Origin of the sequence: Nonomuraea turkmeniaca (genome assembly GCF_005889735.1) — a bacterium.
GTDB classification, from domain to species: domain Bacteria; phylum Actinomycetota; class Actinomycetes; order Streptosporangiales; family Streptosporangiaceae; genus Nonomuraea; species Nonomuraea turkmeniaca.
The window spans coordinates 15,227-30,506 of record NZ_VCKY01000131.1 but is presented as its reverse complement, the minus strand read 5'-3'; the positions used below and the strand labels follow the sequence as shown (position 1 = coordinate 30,506).

Here is a 15,280-nt window from a genome sequence, read left to right as displayed (position 1 = left end):
CGTCCCGCCCACGCCCGTCGCGAAACCCAGCCGCCACCACATGCCTGGCCGCCGGCCAACCGCCGCACGACCACGTCCCGTCGCCCGGGCACCCGCACCCGGCCGGGCGTGGGGTACGAGACGCCGGCCCATCGACGGCGGATGACCGGCACCCGGGCGGCAACCGAGCAACAGCCGGGCCCGGGACAGACCCGGGCCCGGCTGTGGAACGCGGTCGCTAACAGTTGCCGAAGGCCGGCAGCCCAAGGATCCGCAGGGTCAGCCACTCGATGGCGAGCGGCCCACCCTCCACGGCCCCCGTGACGTGGTCGGGCGCGGGCAGCGCGGTCCACCGGACGTTCACCCCGGCCCGGCAGTACTCCGACCGCAACGTCGACCCCACCGCGAACGGGATGATCTCGTCCCCCCGGCCGTGGTACAGGAACATCGGCACCCGCGGTGGCACGGCCCCGAGCCGGTTCTCGGCCAGCCGCGCCAGCCACTTGGGCTGGTTGAGCAGGTCGATCGGGCTCAGGTCGGAGAAGCGGAGCCCGGCGAGCCTGTCGAGCTCTCCCACGCAGTCGTCCGCGGCGTCGGCGAGCAGCGCCCGGCCCCGGTCGTTGAGATCGGCCTCGAGATCGAGCTCGGGGTAGGCGGCGTCGAGCCCGACGCCGGCGGCCGCGGCCAGCCCGAAGTTGTCGCTGCCGTCCAGGTGCCCGGCGACGGCCCGCAGGTCGGCGGGCACGCCGCCCGCGGCCACGCCCCTGAGCCTGAGCTCGGGCGCGTACAAAGGCTGCAGCTGAGCGGCCCACCCGGCCGACGCCCCGCCCTGGGAGTAGCCCATGACGGCGACGGGCGCCCGGGTCGACAGCCCGGCCGCCGGCAGGCGCATGGCGGCCCTGATCGCGTCGAGCACGGCGTGGCCCTGCGAGATCCCGGCCATGTACGTGTGCTGCCCCGGCGTCCCGAGGCCTTCGTAGTCGGTCACGACGACCGCGAACCCCTTGAGCAGGAACAGGCTGATCAGCGCGAGCTCGGCCTCCCTGCCCTCGCTCATGCTGACGGAGGGGGCGCACTGGTCGCCGAGGCCGTGGGTGCCGGTGGCGTACCCGATGATCGGGCGCGCGCCCAGCGGATAGCCGCTCTTGGGCACGAGCAGCGTGCCGGACACCGCGTTGAGCGCGCCGACGGCGGAGGTGGAGTTGTAGAGGAGGTGCCAGGCGTTGACCGGCACTTCGAGCAGTTTCCCCGGTAGCAGGTAGACGGTGGTGGGCTGTGCGGAGACCACGTCTCCCGCCGTCGCGGCGCGCGCGGGGGTCGTGGTGAGGGACATGATCAATAACAGGACCATGGACACGCTGACGCGGACACGTAAGTTCATGTGCCGCCCCTCTCCCTGATGATCACCGACTTGGGACGGCGGCGCCGCGAGCCGATCGTTACCCGAGGGTAACTCCATGTCAAGGCCCGAAATAACGGAGAAACACAGCCTGTGTCAATACATCACTTGCGAAACAGCTCCCCCGGGCGGACTCGTCAGGCACCATGGAACGCATGGACTCAGGATCGGTAGCCCTTCTGCGCGAACTCCTGGCCCAATCCGGCTGGCTCGAACGCGCCCGCGAGCTCGGCCACGCCCTGCGCGCCACCCGCTCCCCCGGCGGCCTGCTGCTGGTGGGCACCCCTGACGACGAGCCGTGGCACCTGACCGCGCACCTCGGCGACGAGGCGCGATTTTCCGGCCTGCCGCAGTTGACGCCCACCCTGGTGCGCTGGACGCCGCCCCCGGACGCGCCCGCCCACCTGCGCGTCGGCCTCGACCGGCTGGAACGTGCGGCGCGCGGCGAGACGTTGTTCGTGCTGTCGGAGCAGCAGGCGCCGGTGCCGCTGCTGGAGCGGGTGAACGACGCCCGCCGCACCGGCGCGACCATCCTGGCGATCGAGGGCGGCGACACGGAGCTGACCGGTCTGGCGCACGACGCGATCGCGGTGCCGCGGGACGGGCTGGTGACGTTCGACGGCGCGCAGCACCTGGTGAGCGCGGCCGCCGGGGAGGTGGAGCAGCGACTCGGCCTCCGCGCCCGCCTGGCCCGCCTCCTGGACAAGGTCAGCGGCCCCCAGCTGGCCGACTGAGCCCAGCCCGCGTCTATGTGTCGAGCGGCTCCGGGGCGCGGAGCCGGCCGCTGAGCGGTGTCTGCAGCGCCGCCGTGGCCTCCTCGATCGCGCCGATCACCACCGCCTGCACCGGGTCCGGCTCTCCCGACCTCGTACGGCTGACCCGGGTCACGGCGTCCAGCCGCCGCGCCCCCACGTCCCGCAGCTCGCTCACCCGTACCTCACCCTCGGGCACGTCCAGCAGGGCCAGGGCCGGCACGATCGCCACCCCGTGCCCCGCCGCCACCAGCGCCAGCGTCGGCCCGAACTCCGTGATGACGTGCACCCTGCGCGGCTCGAACCCGTGCAACCCCGCCAGCCGCTCCAGGGCCTGCCCGGTCGCCTGGCCGGGCTCCCCGGCCACCCACGGCACCTGCATGAGGTCGGCGAAGGCACGCGGCAGGTCGGGCCAGTCGGGCGGCAGCACGATGCGGAACTCGTCCACGTAGAGCAGCCGCGTGCTCAGCGACGGCTGCGACAGCGCGGGCACGCCCATGTCCTGCTCGGTGATCAGCACGTCCACCGCGCCCAGCCGCAGCTCCTGCAGCGCGGGCTGGCCGTAGATCTCGTGGATGATCGGCGTGATCTTGGGATGCCGTACGGCGAGCTCCCGCATGGCCGGCACCAGCACGTGCTTGATCACCGTGGGGAACGCGGCGATGCGCACGGGCCCGGCCAGCCGCTCGGTGAACCGGGTGAGCTCCCGCCTGGCCTCCAGCAGCTCCTCCTCCACCCGTTCCGCGTACCCGGCCAGCACCCGCCCGGCCGGGGTGAGCGACACGCTGCGCTGGGAGCGGTCGATGAGCGCCAGCCCGACCTCGCGCTCGAGCTGGGCGAGCTGCTGGGAGACCGCGGAGGGCGTCAGGTAGAGCGCCTCGGCGGCGCGCATCACGCCGCCGCGGCGGGCGACTTCGTGGAGGACCCGCAGGCGCCGAGGATCAATATCCATGCAGGTCAGCTTACGTCCACCTTTAGCTTTCTTTATTTGTGCTTTAGCGCCAAGAATCCGGACAATGACGGCCATGGATCTGCTCCTCGCCGCCCTCGGCTGGGCGGGCGCCGGCGCGCTGCTGCTGGGCTACGCCTTGGTATCGTCGTCCCGCCTGTCGGGGGACGGAGTGGCGTACCAGTTGCTCAACCTGTTCGGCTCGATCGGTCTCATGGTCAACAGCGCCTACAGCGCCGCCTGGCCGTCGGCCGGACTCAACCTGGTGTGGGCCGCCATCGGCACGGTGGCCCTGGTCAAGCTCGCGCGCGTACGAGTCGCCAAATGATCGTCGAACTCAGCCACCGCATCGTCGACGGCATGGTGACCTATCCCGGCATTCCCGCTCCGACGCTGGGCGTGCACCTCAGCAGGGAGGACTCCCGCGGGGTGTACGCGCCGGGCACGGAGTTCCACATCGGCATGATCACCCTGGCCGCCAACACCGGCACCTACCTGGACACGCCCCACCACCGCTACGCCGACGGCCCCGACCTGTCACAGGTCCCGCTGACCAAGCTCGCCGACCTCCCCGGCCTGGTGGTGCGCGCGCAGGGACCGCGAGAGGTGGTCCTGGACCAGACCCTGGACGTACGCGGGAAGGCGGTCCTGATCCACACCGGCTGGGACCGCCACTTCGGCACGGACGCCTACTTCCACGGCCACCCCTACCTGGCGCCGGAGTCGGCCAAGTGGCTGGCCGACCAGGGCGCCGCCCTGGTCGGGATCGACTCGCTCAACATCGACGACACCCCACCGCATGGCGAACGCCCCGCCCACACGATCTTGCTGCAGGCGGGGATCCCGCTGGTCGAGCACCTGACGGGCCTGGCGGAGCTGCCCGGAGAGGGCTTCCGTTTCCACGCCGCGCCACCGATGATCGCCGGCATGGGGACGTTCCCCGTCCGGGCCTACGCCATCGTGCCCTAATCGTCGTCCTGGTCGGCTTCGTCCCACGCCTTGTTGCGGTCGGCGGCGCGTTGCAGCGCCCCGGCCGCCTCCTTCTCCGAGGCGTAGGGACCCATCCGGTCCTTGTTGGGGCAGCCTTGGTCAGGCTCGACGCGCATGTGCTTGAGGCAGAACCACCACTGGCCATCGCTCACGACGTCAATTCTGCCCCGTAGACTCATGGTTCATGACGACACTGCTCCAGCCAGGGCGAGTTTCGCCCATGCGGAAGGTCCCCGCCCACATCGAGCGGCCGGAGTACGTCGGCAAGAAGCGCCCCAGGACCGGCGAGTCCGACGTGAAATCTCCCGAGGTCATCGAGCGCATGCGAGTGGCGGGCAGGATCGCCGCCCAGGCGCTCGAGCAGGTGGGCAAGCACATCCAGCCGGGCGTCACCACCGACGAGCTCGACAGGATCGGCCACGAGTTCCTCATCGACCACGGCGCCTACCCCAGCACGCTCGGCTACAAGGGCTATCCCAAGTCCCTGTGCACCTCGATCAACGAGGTGATCTGCCACGGCATCCCCGACGACACCGTGCTGCGCGACGGCGACATCGTCAACGTCGACATCACCGCCTACATCGGCGGCGTGCACGGCGACACCGACGCGACGTACCTGGTGGGCGAGGTGGACGAGGAGTCGCGGCTGCTGGTGGAGCGCACCCGCGAGGCGACGATGCGCGCCATCAAGGCGGTGGCCCCGGGCCGGCAGCTCAACGTGGTGGGCCGGGTCATCGAGGCGTACGCCAAGCGCTTCGGCTACGGCGTCGTCCGCGACTTCACCGGGCACGGCATCGGCACGAGCTTCCACTCCGGGCTGATGGTCCCCCACTACGACGACCCGTCGCTGCGGGTGGAGCTGGTGCCCGGCATGACGTTCACGATCGAGCCGATGCTCACGCTGGGGACGATCGAGTACGAGATCTGGCCGGACAAGTGGACCGCGGTGACGAAGGACCGCAAGCGCACGGCCCAGTTCGAGCACACGATCGTGGTCACGGAATCGGGCAGCGAAATCCTCACCCTTCCGTGACGGCGCGGGTCGCGCACGGGCCCGGAGCACACCGCCAGGGGCCCGGCACTCTCAGTGACGTCGCGTCGGCACCACCCCGGTGACCGTGGTGCCCTCACCGTGCACGCTGTTGACCGACAAACTCCCCCCGACCTCGGCGAACGCCGCCCGCATCCGCGCGATCCCGCGCCCCGTCCCCGACGCGGGGAACCCCCGGCCGTTGTCACTGACGGTCATCCGCAGCCCGCTCTTGCCCACGGTCACGGCGATGGACACGGTCTTGGCCCTGCTGTGCTGCTCCACGTTGTCGAGGGCCTCGCGCATGGTGGCCATGACGCTGCTGGAGACGCGGGAAGGAACGTCGGTGCCCGGCAGAGCCCAGGTCTCCACGGCGATCCCGGTACGCTCCGACCATGCGGCGAGGTAGCTCTCGAGAGCCTCGGCCAGGCTCTGCCCCCCGCGCATGCGTGTCTCTTCCGACAATGGTTCTCGCCTTCCTCGGCACCCCGGGGCCGGCGCCGGTCCCCACTCCGGCGCTCTCACTGGCGGTGCGCAAATCCCCCCTCAAGGCCTGCGCTCGCTAGCTGATGAGGTTATGCCCGTCTCCCCTGAGAGAAAGGCTACCTGGCGGTCCAGGGACTTGTAGTCGGAAGATAGGAGGGCATGGCCGAACGGCTACTCGCCCTTGTCAGCTCGGTTGAGACGGGCGAGATAGGCGTTGTAGGAGTCGAGTTCTGGATCTCCGCCGCCCGTCCGGCCGGCCCTGCGGTCGGACCGCCGCGCCTGCCGCGTGTCGTCCTTGTACCACTGCACGGCGATGGCCAGCAGCACGATCAGCGTCGGGATCTCGCCGAACCCCCAGGCGATGGCCCCGCCGTCCCGCTGGGTCTGCAGCAGGGTGTCGCCCCAGGTGCGGCCGAGTTGCTCGTACCAGCCGGAGGCGATCACCGTGCCCATCATCATCAGCGCGATGCCGAAGAACGCGTGGAACGGCATGGTGACGAAGAGCATGAGGAGCCGCCCGACGTACGGGAGCCGGTTGGGCCCCGGATCCACCCCAATGATCACCCAGAAGAACAGGCACCCGCTGAGCAGGAAGTGCAGGGTCATCCAGATGTGCCCGAGGTGTTCGGTCATGGCGGACTCGAACAGCGGCGTGAAGTAGAGCGCGTACGTGGAGCCGATGAAGACGGCCGTGGCGACGACGGGATGCGTGACGACCTTGGTGAACCTGCTGTGCAGGATCGTCGTGATCCACTCCCGCGGCCCCCGGTCGCCCTTCCTGACGGCGGGCTTGAGCGCGCGCAGGGCCAGCGTGACGGGCGCGCCGAGGACGAGGAAGATCGGCACGATCATGGAGAGGGTCATGTGCTCGATCATGTGGATGTCGAACATGACCTGCGCGTACCTGGCCAGCCCGCTCTGCGTGGCGAACACCAGCAGCCCCACGCCGACGAACCAGGAGACGGTGCGCCCCGGCGGCCAGCGGTCGCCGCGCCGGGCGAGCCTGCGCACGCCGAGCCCATACAGCCCGCCGAGCAGAGCGGCGACCACGGCGAAGAACAGGTCGAACCACCAGAGGGTGAAGACGTTGCCGAGCGTGATCTCCGGCGGCAGGGGGAATCCGAGCAGGTCGAAGGCCCGGTCAGCGGGGCCGACGAACTCGGGCGGCGGGGTGCGCGACAGCGCCACCGCCAGTCCGACGGTGGCGAGCATGAGCACGGTCTCGCCACCGGCCAGCCGGATGAACGCCCCGGGCCTGCCGGACTCGAGCTGGCCCAGCGTGCGCCGCCTGTGCCAGTAACCCACGTAGCCGAGCAGCACGAACGCCACGATCTTGGCGACGGCGAGCATGCCGTATTCGGAGGTCCACAGGTCGGACACGGCGCCCAGCCGGGCGACCAGGCTGAACACCCCGGACAGCCCCACGCCGATGTAGCACCACAGGGCCATCCTGGAGAACCGGGTGGCGGACACCTCCAGTTGCGGCTCGCGCCGCAGGGCGTGCGCGGCCAGCACGACCAGGCCGCCCACCCAGAGGGCCAGCGCGAGCAGGTGCAGCGCCACCGCCGAGGTGGCCAGGTCGTGGTTGGGCGAGGAGGAGGAGTGCCCGGTGAGCGGCACCGGCAGCAGCGTGACCAGCGCGAACACCAGCAGCCCCGCTGCGGCTCCCGCGGTGATCGCGCCGCGGGAGAACAGCGCGATCGCCACGCCGAACAGCACGACGAGCGTCAGCGCCACGCCCTGCGTGGTCTGGGTGGCATAACTGCTGAGGTAGGCGCCATTGAGGACCTGCGGCACCGTCCGGCCCATGGAATCGGCGACGCCGAACACGATGGCGAGGAACGCCGCCCCGGCCCAGGCCAGCGCCGCCCAGGAGGCGGCCTTGACGTAGTGGAGCGCGGGCCTGCCGAGCACGCCCTTGTCGTTGGGCAGCAGCACGGCGGCCATCAGCAGCAGTCCGACGGTGAGGAGTCCCGTGACGTCCATGAGCAGCTTGGACACGGGCAGGCCCCACCTGACGACCGCGCCGGCGTCGGGCAGCCCGGGGATGATCCTGGGGAACGCCCTGCCTCCGGCGATCATGCCGATCACCAGCGCGACGACCGCGGCCGCCGCTCCCGCGAGCGCGAGACGCGCCGCCCTGCTCATGGCTTGCTTCTCCGTGCGCTGAGGAGGAAGCCGATGCCGATGCCGACGAGCCCGCCGATCACGATGATCAGCCAGACGGGGAATGCGGCGTCCTCGGAGGCCGACGCCTGGTCGGCCGCCACCGAGGGCTGCGCCGCGGGCGCGGACGAGCCGCCATCGATGGCCCCGGACGTCGCGGACAGCGTCGCGCTGCCGGAGGGCTCAGGGCTCGGGGAGGACGTCTTCGCGCCCTTGACCGTGAACGGGATCTCCCCCTCGATCGGATGACCGTCGGACGAGACGACCCGGTAGGCGATCGTGTATTTCCCGTCCGGCAGCGGCCCCTTCACCGCCTGCGTCACGACCTTGCCGTCCACCTTCGGCTTGCCGTCCTGCCGCGCGGTGTCGCCGGGGCCGCGCACGATCACGAACGGCATGCGGACGCCGGCGGTGAACTCGAGCTCGACCTCGTCGAGGGCCTCGACTGTGGCCCCCTTGCCCGGGGTGCTGCTCTTGAGCGCGTCGTGCGCCAGCGCCGGAGCCGCGCTGCCGAGAACGAGCAGTGCGGCGAGTATCGCGGTGAGTGCCGCGAGCGGGGATCTCTTCATGGCATCCCCAAGGCTACCGACGCCACTGCCCGGTCCGGACCGCGCTACAGCCCCACGCAGGCCAGAGCACGCTGGTAGGCCTCCACGGCACCGTCGGAATCGCCAAGCTCCTCCGTGGTCTCAGCGGTGGCGTACCAGGTGGAGGCCGACCGGCGGGTGTCCGGCAGCGGCGTCAGCCAGCCGCGCACGGAGGCCACGTGACCGGCCGCCTCCGCGGAGCGGCCGACGGTGCCGTAGACCCTACCGAGCAGGAGGTTCGCCTCGGCTCCCAGCACGTGCCCGAACTCGGGGACCAGGTCTCTGCCGATCGTGGCGTGCTCGACGGCCTTGTCGAAGTCACCGGTCATATATTCGGCGCAGGCGAGCTCCACGTGTACGCGAGCCCGGTCAATCGTGCTGGTCGAGGTCTGCTCGAACTCCACGACCGCGGCGCGCAGCGCGTCTCGCACGGCTAGGGCCTCGGCGGGCCGGGCCTTGAGCCTCTTGCGCAGGAACGCCAGGCGCATCCTGGCGATGTTGCGAGGCTGGCCGTTCTCCAGCTGAACCGCCATGGCCCGCTCGGCGAAGGACAGGGCCTCTTCACTGTGGCCGGTGGCGTAGGCGACGTTCGAGGCGTTCCAGTTGGCGGCGACGATCGAGCGCGGCGTGCCGAGCGCGTCGGCAGCGTTGAGCAGCTCGGCCGCGAACTGGCGAGCGCGCAGCAGGTCGCCGCGCTCCATGTAGGCCGACAACAGGGTGGCGGCCAGCTCGACCATCGGATCGGTCCAAGGCATGCGGGCGCTGCCGACCAGCATCCCCTCGCCCACCTCGACGGCCTCGGTGAGCCGCTCGCTCTCGCGGTAGGCGCGGCAGAGCACCATGGCGACCTCGATGCGGCGCTCGGGTGAGAGCTCCTCCTTGCGGAGCTTCAGCAGGATGGAGATCGCCTCGTCGAGATCCCCGCAGGCCTCGGTGGCGAGGGCGAGCCCGAACTCGGTGTCTTGACGAAGAGCAGTGAGCCCTGTCAGGTTATTGTTCACCAGCAACTCGGCGAAGCGGAGGCGGGCCTCGTTGACCTCACCGTTTTCGAGCGCCAGCCGCGCGTAGCCGAGGGCGAGCTCGATGTCCTCCATCTGCTCGGCAGTGACGCCGTTGATCAGATAGGAGAGCGAGCAGTCCAGTTTCTGGGCCAGCAGCTCCAGAACAGCAGGGGTCGGGGTACGCTTGCCACTCTCGATCAACGAGACGTAACTGTCCGACAACTCGGGATGCGCCAGCTGCGCCTGCGACAGGCCACGTTGTCGCCGAACCGTCTTAATACGGAGTCCAACCAGGTCAGATGTGGTCACAGTCGTCGCTCCCTGAGAACATAAAGTCCGAACAACCCCACATAGGCGAGGGAGAACCCCCCATGCGTATGCGTATTGCCCTGTCCGCCCTGATCACCGTGATTGCGGTCGCGGTGACCGTTGGAGGTAATGCTACGGCTGCGAGTGCCCAAACGTCTTCCCTCTTCTCGAGCTTTGAAGACAGCCACTGCTGCTGACGCACGGACTGGCAAGAGGGGGGCAATCACCTGCCGCCGGCCGACACCGCACCGCGCCCGGCAGGAGACGCCTCCCACAACGGAGGCCGACACGCCTGGTGGCGTGCCCCCTCTTCCCGCGCTGACGACAGTCTAGCGAGGGGTCTCTACCTTGGATCTATACCGCTTGCCTCCTCGGACGACGGCGAAAGGCCGATTACGCTGCCCTCTTGTTGACGAGAACCAGGGCTACCGCGGAGACCGGTCTGAGCGAGGGAAGCTTCAACCACCTGCTGGGCGCGGTGACGGCCGTGCAGGGTTCCGGCCGATCGATCTCGCCCCTACCAGGCAGCGGGCCGTGCTCGCCATTCTCGCCTGCGCCGCCCGTCCCGTGTCGATGGATCAGATGGTCTCGGGGATATGGGGCGAGGCTGCCCCGCGTAACGCCGAGCAGAGCGTCTACTACGTCGCCGGCCACCTTTCCACGGTGGAGTTGGACTACCTGTTCCGGAATGCCTCGCACTTCAGATCTGCGCCGAGCCCTAGCCTGATGCGGCACTACCGCTTCAGCATTGCCCCGAAGAACGTCGACGGCCTGCTGTGCGCTACTCCCCCACCACGCTCCTAGGACCGGGATTCCGCCGCCGAACCATCGTCAAAGAGGTCGTCGATGTGCGTGGCTTCGAGAGCGCGCTGCAGCCAGTCCTCCAGGAGGGCGAGGTCGGTGCAGGTGGTGATCTGCTGGTGCCGGTCGAGGGGAACGTCGATGCCGCGGAAGCGGAGAACGGCGAGCACAGAGGCCGCCTCTCCTGCGGCGCGGCCTCTGTACTCGCCTTCTTCCTGGCCTTTGCGGTACAGGCTCTGGGCCCAGGGGCTGTGCTCGGGGATGTAGGTCGTCACGGTTTCCTCCAGAAGCCGGCGGGCCTGCGGCGCGGCCATATCGATAGTGTAACCAAACAGCGACGCCGCGTCATCGTCTGGCAAGTCCGTGAGCAGCTTGATGAATGCCTCGGTGACCTCCGGCAGATGGCCGTGCGCCATCACTGACACTGACAGCGCCGCCGTCAGCAGGTCCGCGGCCATCTGCTTCGAGTCGGTCAGTACGGGGATGCGGTCGGGCCCGACGATCACTGGCTGCATGATGATGGTCAGGCAGCCGCTGTGGATCTCCACCTGCCTGGTGAAGCGCCCCGCGCAGGGATCGGGCGTGATGAAGATGACGTAGACCGGTTTGCGGGTTCCCTGGAGATGCGGTCCCGCAGGTCTCCCGGCCCCACCCACAACGGGCCGTCGGTCGGCAATTCGATCCCGCCGACCTCGCGCAGCAGGCGTATCGGCAGGTCGAGATGGTCGCGGATGAGCCGGGTGAGGGCGTCGTGCCGAGGGGAGGGCATATACGCAGCGTTATCATCTGATCACACATCGGCATGTCTACCGTGGCAGGCCTGTGTCCCGGAGGGCCAGGAAGAAGTCGACCCGGTCGGCCATCGTGGACAGGTTCCTGCCGGTCAGCTCCTCGATCCTGCGGATGCGGTAGCGCACCGTGTTGACGTGCACGTGGAGCTGCTCGGCGCACGCGTTCCACGAGCCCGCGCAGTCGAGGAAGATCCCGAGCGTACGCACCAGCTCGGACTGGTGCCTGCGGTCGTAGTCGAGCAGCGGCGACAACAGCCGGGCCGCGAACGAGCGGCGCACGTCGCCCGGCACCGTGGCCAGCAGCAGCGCGTGCGTGTAGATCTCGTCGCTGGTCACCACCCCGCCGGCGCGGGCCTCGGCCAGCCGTCTGGCGTGCCCGGCCTCCTCCACGCCGCCCTTGATCGCGGCGGCCCCGGTGAGCGCGCCGCTCAGTCCGGCGCAGACGCGGGTGTCCGGCAGCGCGGTCAGCACCTCGGCGCCCGCACGCAGCCGGTCGGCCAGCTCGGCGGTGGTGCGCCCGCGCAGCGGCACGACGGCGACCGCGCCGTCGGCGCCGGCCGCCGCCACCACCTCGCGGCCGAGCAGCTCCTCCACGATCTGGCCGCCGAGTGCCGCGGGATCGGGGCCTCGGGTGGCGCCGGGGCGGGGCGCGGTGGCGTTCACGATCGCGTACGGCTCCGCCGCGTCGATCCCGCACGTGCGCAGCCGGGCGTTGAGCTCGGCCACGTCGGCCTCGGCCAGCGCGGCCACGATGAGCTGCTCGGCGAGGCGGCGCTCCACCCTGCGCCCCTCCTCCATGCGGCTGCGTTCGAGCCCGACGCAGGCGGCCAGCTCGTAGCCGAGGTCGGCGCGGCCGATCAGGTCGCCGTCGCAGGACAGGATCCAGCCCGCGGCGCGGTGCCCGCGCCCGACCGCGAAGATCGTGTTGCCGCCGACCTGGGCGGGCAGCCGCGGCGCCGTCAGGTACGCCCTGGCGAGTCCCACGGGATCCTGGACCTGCCCGACGATCACCCCGCCGCACGCGGACAGGACGGCGCCGGTGACGCCCAGCTCGGCGGCGGTCAGCTCGAACAGCTCCCGCAGATCGGCGCCCTCGGCGATGGCGGCGACCAGCCTGCGGTGACGGCCGAGCTCGTCACGTACGTCGCCGGACAGCCGCGGCACGACCAGCTCGGTCAGCGTGCGGAAGGAGACCTCGGTCGGGACCTCGATCAGCGGCAGGTCCGCGGCCTGGCAGGCGGCCACCAGGTCAGCGGGCACATGGCCCAGCCAGGCTGCGCCCGCCCCCAGGGCGGCGACCCCGGCGTCGGCCAGCGCGGCCACGAACCTGGCCGAGTCCTCCGGCGAGTGCCGCCACATGAGCCCGGTCAGCACCAGCTCCCCGCCCGACAGGTACCGTCCCGGCTCGGGCAGGTCGGTGATGTGGACGGTGCTGAACTCGCGATCCGGGTCGCCGGCGAGCAGCGTCAGCCGCAGATCATCGATGGCCAGCAGGTCACTGATACGCACTTGGAGGAATATACAAGCCGCGTGTTACGTGCTTTGACATGGATTTCACGTCGCGTGCATAGGACCGTGACCGGCGGCGGTGCTCTACTCGGAGGATGACGGAGACGGCGTACACCACCCGGCACGGGGTTGGAGAGAGCGCGCGGCGTCCGGACGCGGCGCTGAAGGTGAGCGGCGAGTTCGCCTTCGCCTCCGACCTGTGGATCGACGGCATGGTGTGGGGCGCGACGCTGCGCAGCCCGCACCCGTCGGCGTGGATCCGCTCCATCGACGTGGGTCCCGCACTGAAGATCCCGGGCGTGCTGACGGTGCTCACGCACGAGGACGTGCCGGGCGCGAAGTTCTACGGGCTGGAGCACAAGGACCAGCCGGTGCTGGCCATCGACCAGGTCCGCTACCAGGGCGAGCCGGTGGCGCTGGTGGCGGCCGACCATCCGGAGACGGCCCGCAGGGCGGCCGCGGCGATCGTGGTCGAGTACGAGGTCCGCGAGGCCGTCACCGACCCCCGCGAGTCCCGGGAGATCGTGCGCTACCAGCCGGTGCGCGTGGGTGACACGTTCGAGGCCGACGTCGTGGTGACCGGCGAGTACGAGGTCGGCATGCAGGACCAGGCCTTCCTCGGCCCCGAGGCCGGGCTGGCGGTGCCCGCCGAGGACGGCGGCGTCGATCTGTACATCGCCACGCAGTGGCTGCACGTGGACCGCGACCAGCTCGCCCCCTGCCTGGGCCTGCCGCCGGAGAAGGTGCGCCTGACGCTGTCCGGCGTGGGCGGCGCGTTCGGCGCCCGTGAGGACTTGTCCATGCAGGCGCACGCCTGCATGCTGGCGCTGCGCCTGAACCGCCCGGTCAAGATCGTCTACGGCCGCGAGGAGTCGTTCTTCGGCCACGTGCACCGCCATCCGGCGAGGATGCGCTATGAGCACGGCGCCACCCGCGACGGCAAGCTGGTTTACGTCAAGGCCGACATCCTGCTGGACGGCGGCGCGTACTGCTCGTCCTCGCCCGCCGTGGTGGGCAACGCCGCGTCGCTGGGGGTGGGCCCGTACGAGGTGCCGAACGTGCGCGTGGACGCCACCGGCGTCTACACCAACAACCCGCCGTGCGGCGCGATGCGCGGCTTCGGCGCGGTGCAGGCCTGTTACGCCTACGAGTCGCAGATGGACCGCCTGGCCGAGGCGTGCGGGCTGTCACCGGTGGAGATCCGGGTGCGCAACGCCGTCTCGCAGGGCTCGCGGCTCATCACCGGCCAGCTGATCGACTCGCCGGCCCCGCTCGCCGGGATGTTGCGCGACCTGGAGGCCATGCCGTTGCCCGAGGAGTCCCAGGATCGGGACCTGCGGGGGCTGCCCGGCGGCGTCTCGCAGACCACGCACGGCGAGTCGGTGCGGCGCGGGATCGGGTACGGCGTCGGCATCAAGAACATCTGCTTCTCCGAGGGCTTCGACGACTACTCCACGGCCCGAGTGCGCGCCGAGCTGGTCGGCGGCGAGCCGCACGTCACCGTGCACACGGCCGCCGCCGAGGTGGGGCAGGGCCTGGTGACGATCCAGGCCCAGATCGCCCGCACGGAGCTGGGCGTCGCGAACGTCACCGTGGCCACCGCCGACACCCAGGTCGGCTCGGCGGGCTCCTCGTCGGCCTCCCGGCAGTCGTACGTCACCGGCGGCGCCGTCAAGGCCGCCTGCGAGGCCGTGCGCGAGCGGTTCAAGGGCCTGCCGGCGCGGGAGGCCCTGGAGCGGTTCGGCCCGATCGAGGAGACGCGCGAGTTCCGGCACCGGCCGACGTACCCGATGGATCCGGGCACCGGGCAGGGCGACTCGCACACGCAGCTGGCACTGTGCGTGCACCGGGCCGTCGTGGACGTGGACGTGGAGCTGGGGCTGATCAAGGTGGTGGAGCTGGCGGCGGTCCAGGACGTGGGCCGGATCATGAACCCGCTGGCGCTGGAGGGGCAGATCCACGGCGGCACCGCGCAGGGGCTCGGGCTCGCGTTGATGGAGGAGATTCAGGTACGCGACGGCGAGGTGCTGAACCCGTCGTTCACCGACTACCTCATCCCCACCATCCTCGACATGCCGCCCATGCGGCTGAAAATCCTGGAGAACCCGGACCCGGCGGCGCCCTACGGGCTGCGCGGCGCGGGCGAGCCCCCGACGCTCTCCTCCACCCCCGCCATCGCCGCGGCGGTACGCGCGGCGACCGGGCTCCGGTTGACTCGCGTTCCGATCAGGCCGGAAGATATCGCCCTGTTGAGATAAGGGGACACCCAACGGGGAGGAATCCGATGGCAAGCGCACGCGAGGCGGCCGAGGCGGAGTTCAGGCGCTTCGACGCCGACGGCGACGGTCTGCTGACGGCGGCCGAGATCCGCCAGGCCAACGAGGCACTGGGCGGGCAGGGCGCGTCCGAGAGCGAGATCGAGACGTTCATCCAGTCCGCCGACCGCGACGGCGACGGCACGATCGGGCTCGAGGAGTTCGTCGGGCTCGTCGGGCACGGGCGGCACGAAAAGGCGTGATCTTGTCCCCCGC

General features: G+C 70.6%; 16 protein-coding genes. 7 read left to right on the top strand and 9 right to left on the bottom strand.

Translation table 11 applies throughout. The features are described 5' to 3' along the window. Nucleotides 1-217: 217 nt before the first annotated feature. Nucleotides 218-1,360, bottom strand: a complete 1,143-nt coding sequence (locus ETD86_RS32195; protein WP_211370455.1) for a lipase family protein — start codon at nucleotides 1,358-1,360, stop codon at nucleotides 218-220. A 173-nt stretch (nucleotides 1,361-1,533) separates the two neighbouring features. On the opposite strand from ETD86_RS32195, the gene ETD86_RS32190 reads away from it, so the two are divergent. Beyond that, a complete protein-coding gene (locus ETD86_RS32190) occupies nucleotides 1,534-2,112 on the top strand; it encodes a hypothetical protein (protein WP_211370454.1) in 579 nt (192 codons plus the stop codon). Between the two features lie 13 nt (nucleotides 2,113-2,125). Here ETD86_RS32190 and ETD86_RS32185 read toward each other — a convergent pair whose 3' ends face one another. After that, a complete protein-coding gene (locus tag ETD86_RS32185) occupies nucleotides 2,126-3,082 on the bottom strand; it encodes a LysR family transcriptional regulator (RefSeq protein ID WP_138670424.1) in 957 nt (318 codons plus the stop codon). A 73-nt stretch (nucleotides 3,083-3,155) separates the two neighbouring features. On the opposite strand from ETD86_RS32185, the gene ETD86_RS32180 reads away from it, so the two are divergent. Both ETD86_RS32180 and ETD86_RS32175 read left to right on the top strand, forming a co-directional pair. After that, nucleotides 3,156-3,407 carry a CBU_0592 family membrane protein gene (locus ETD86_RS32180; RefSeq protein ID WP_138670423.1) on the top strand — a complete coding sequence of 84 codons (252 nt, stop codon included), beginning with the start codon at nucleotides 3,156-3,158 and terminating at the stop codon, nucleotides 3,405-3,407. Then, nucleotides 3,404-4,048 carry a cyclase family protein gene (locus tag ETD86_RS32175; protein ID WP_138670422.1) on the top strand — a complete coding sequence of 215 codons (645 nt, stop codon included), beginning with the start codon at nucleotides 3,404-3,406 and terminating at the stop codon, nucleotides 4,046-4,048. Before ETD86_RS32180 ends, ETD86_RS32175 begins: the two co-directional genes overlap by 4 nt. Here the strand turns inward: ETD86_RS32175 and ETD86_RS32170 are convergent. Next, nucleotides 4,045-4,248 (bottom strand): hypothetical protein, encoded by a 204-nt coding sequence (locus ETD86_RS32170; RefSeq protein ID WP_138670421.1) that lies wholly within the window; start codon nucleotides 4,246-4,248, stop codon nucleotides 4,045-4,047. The two genes, ETD86_RS32175 and ETD86_RS32170, sit on opposite strands and share 4 nt — an antisense overlap. 5 nt (nucleotides 4,249-4,253) lie before the next feature. Here ETD86_RS32170 and map point away from each other — a divergent pair, with 5 nt between their 5' ends. Then, nucleotides 4,254-5,102: a type I methionyl aminopeptidase gene (gene map, locus ETD86_RS32165; protein WP_138670420.1), complete on the top strand. Its 849-nt coding sequence runs from the start codon at nucleotides 4,254-4,256 to the stop codon at nucleotides 5,100-5,102. Nucleotides 5,103-5,153: 51 nt separating this feature from the next. On the opposite strand, the gene ETD86_RS32160 is transcribed toward map, so the two are convergent. The 4 genes from ETD86_RS32160 to ETD86_RS32145 all read right to left on the bottom strand — a co-directional run bounded on the left by ETD86_RS32160 (nucleotide 5,154) and on the right by ETD86_RS32145 (nucleotide 9,648). Then, a complete protein-coding gene (locus tag ETD86_RS32160) occupies nucleotides 5,154-5,546 on the bottom strand; it encodes a sensor histidine kinase (RefSeq protein WP_138670419.1) in 393 nt (130 codons plus the stop codon). A 210-nt stretch (nucleotides 5,547-5,756) separates the two neighbouring features. Next, complete coding sequence (locus ETD86_RS32155) at nucleotides 5,757-7,733, bottom strand: bifunctional copper resistance protein CopD/cytochrome c oxidase assembly protein (RefSeq protein ID WP_138670418.1); 1,977 nt, start codon at nucleotides 7,731-7,733, stop codon at nucleotides 5,757-5,759. Further along, complete coding sequence (locus tag ETD86_RS32150; RefSeq protein WP_138670417.1) at nucleotides 7,730-8,320, bottom strand: copper resistance CopC family protein; 591 nt, start codon at nucleotides 8,318-8,320, stop codon at nucleotides 7,730-7,732. The genes ETD86_RS32155 and ETD86_RS32150 overlap by 4 nt, the downstream gene beginning before the upstream one ends. Nucleotides 8,321-8,364: 44 nt before the next feature. Further along, entirely contained in the window at nucleotides 8,365-9,648 is a 1,284-nt protein-coding gene (locus tag ETD86_RS32145; RefSeq protein ID WP_138670416.1) for a helix-turn-helix domain-containing protein, read from the bottom strand. 534 nt (nucleotides 9,649-10,182) lie between these two features. On the opposite strand from ETD86_RS32145, the gene ETD86_RS32140 reads away from it, so the two are divergent. After that, nucleotides 10,183-10,452: a hypothetical protein gene (locus ETD86_RS32140; protein WP_138670415.1), complete on the top strand. Its 270-nt coding sequence runs from the start codon at nucleotides 10,183-10,185 to the stop codon at nucleotides 10,450-10,452. Here the strand turns inward: ETD86_RS32140 and ETD86_RS32135 are convergent. Continuing rightward, nucleotides 10,449-10,997 (bottom strand): hypothetical protein, encoded by a 549-nt coding sequence (locus tag ETD86_RS32135; protein ID WP_138670414.1) that lies wholly within the window; start codon nucleotides 10,995-10,997, stop codon nucleotides 10,449-10,451. The genes ETD86_RS32140 and ETD86_RS32135 overlap by 4 nt on opposite strands. Nucleotides 10,998-11,255: 258 nt before the next feature. After that, a complete protein-coding gene (locus ETD86_RS32130; protein WP_138670413.1) occupies nucleotides 11,256-12,749 on the bottom strand; it encodes a PucR family transcriptional regulator in 1,494 nt (497 codons plus the stop codon). A gap of 95 nt (nucleotides 12,750-12,844) precedes the next feature. Here ETD86_RS32130 and ETD86_RS32125 point away from each other — a divergent pair, with 95 nt between their 5' ends. Both ETD86_RS32125 and ETD86_RS32120 read left to right on the top strand, forming a co-directional pair. Beyond that, the gene (locus ETD86_RS32125; RefSeq protein ID WP_138670412.1) at nucleotides 12,845-15,007 is read left to right on the top strand and encodes a molybdopterin cofactor-binding domain-containing protein; all 2,163 of its coding nucleotides are present in this window, start codon (nucleotides 12,845-12,847) and stop codon (nucleotides 15,005-15,007) included. A gap of 26 nt (nucleotides 15,008-15,033) precedes the next feature. Continuing rightward, nucleotides 15,034-15,267: an EF-hand domain-containing protein gene (locus ETD86_RS32120; protein WP_138670411.1), complete on the top strand. Its 234-nt coding sequence runs from the start codon at nucleotides 15,034-15,036 to the stop codon at nucleotides 15,265-15,267. Nucleotides 15,268-15,280: the final 13 nt, after the last annotated feature.

Coding starts and splice junctions, on each gene's coding strand:
- ETD86_RS32195 (WP_211370455.1), bottom strand. CDS start 1,360: ATGAACTTACGTGTCCGCGTCAGCGTGTCCATGGTCCTGTTATTGATC.
- ETD86_RS32190 (WP_211370454.1), top strand. CDS start 1,534: ATGGACTCAGGATCGGTAGCCCTTCTGCGCGAACTCCTGGCCCAATCC.
- ETD86_RS32185 (WP_138670424.1), bottom strand. CDS start 3,082: ATGGATATTGATCCTCGGCGCCTGCGGGTCCTCCACGAAGTCGCCCGC.
- ETD86_RS32180 (WP_138670423.1), top strand. CDS start 3,156: ATGGATCTGCTCCTCGCCGCCCTCGGCTGGGCGGGCGCCGGCGCGCTG.
- ETD86_RS32175 (WP_138670422.1), top strand. CDS start 3,404: ATGATCGTCGAACTCAGCCACCGCATCGTCGACGGCATGGTGACCTAT.
- ETD86_RS32170 (WP_138670421.1), bottom strand. CDS start 4,248: ATGAGTCTACGGGGCAGAATTGACGTCGTGAGCGATGGCCAGTGGTGG.
- map (WP_138670420.1), top strand. CDS start 4,254: ATGACGACACTGCTCCAGCCAGGGCGAGTTTCGCCCATGCGGAAGGTC.
- ETD86_RS32160 (WP_138670419.1), bottom strand. CDS start 5,546: ATGCGCGGGGGGCAGAGCCTGGCCGAGGCTCTCGAGAGCTACCTCGCC.
- ETD86_RS32155 (WP_138670418.1), bottom strand. CDS start 7,733: ATGAGCAGGGCGGCGCGTCTCGCGCTCGCGGGAGCGGCGGCCGCGGTC.
- ETD86_RS32150 (WP_138670417.1), bottom strand. CDS start 8,320: ATGAAGAGATCCCCGCTCGCGGCACTCACCGCGATACTCGCCGCACTG.
- ETD86_RS32125 (WP_138670412.1), top strand. CDS start 12,845: ATGACGGAGACGGCGTACACCACCCGGCACGGGGTTGGAGAGAGCGCG.
- ETD86_RS32120 (WP_138670411.1), top strand. CDS start 15,034: ATGGCAAGCGCACGCGAGGCGGCCGAGGCGGAGTTCAGGCGCTTCGAC.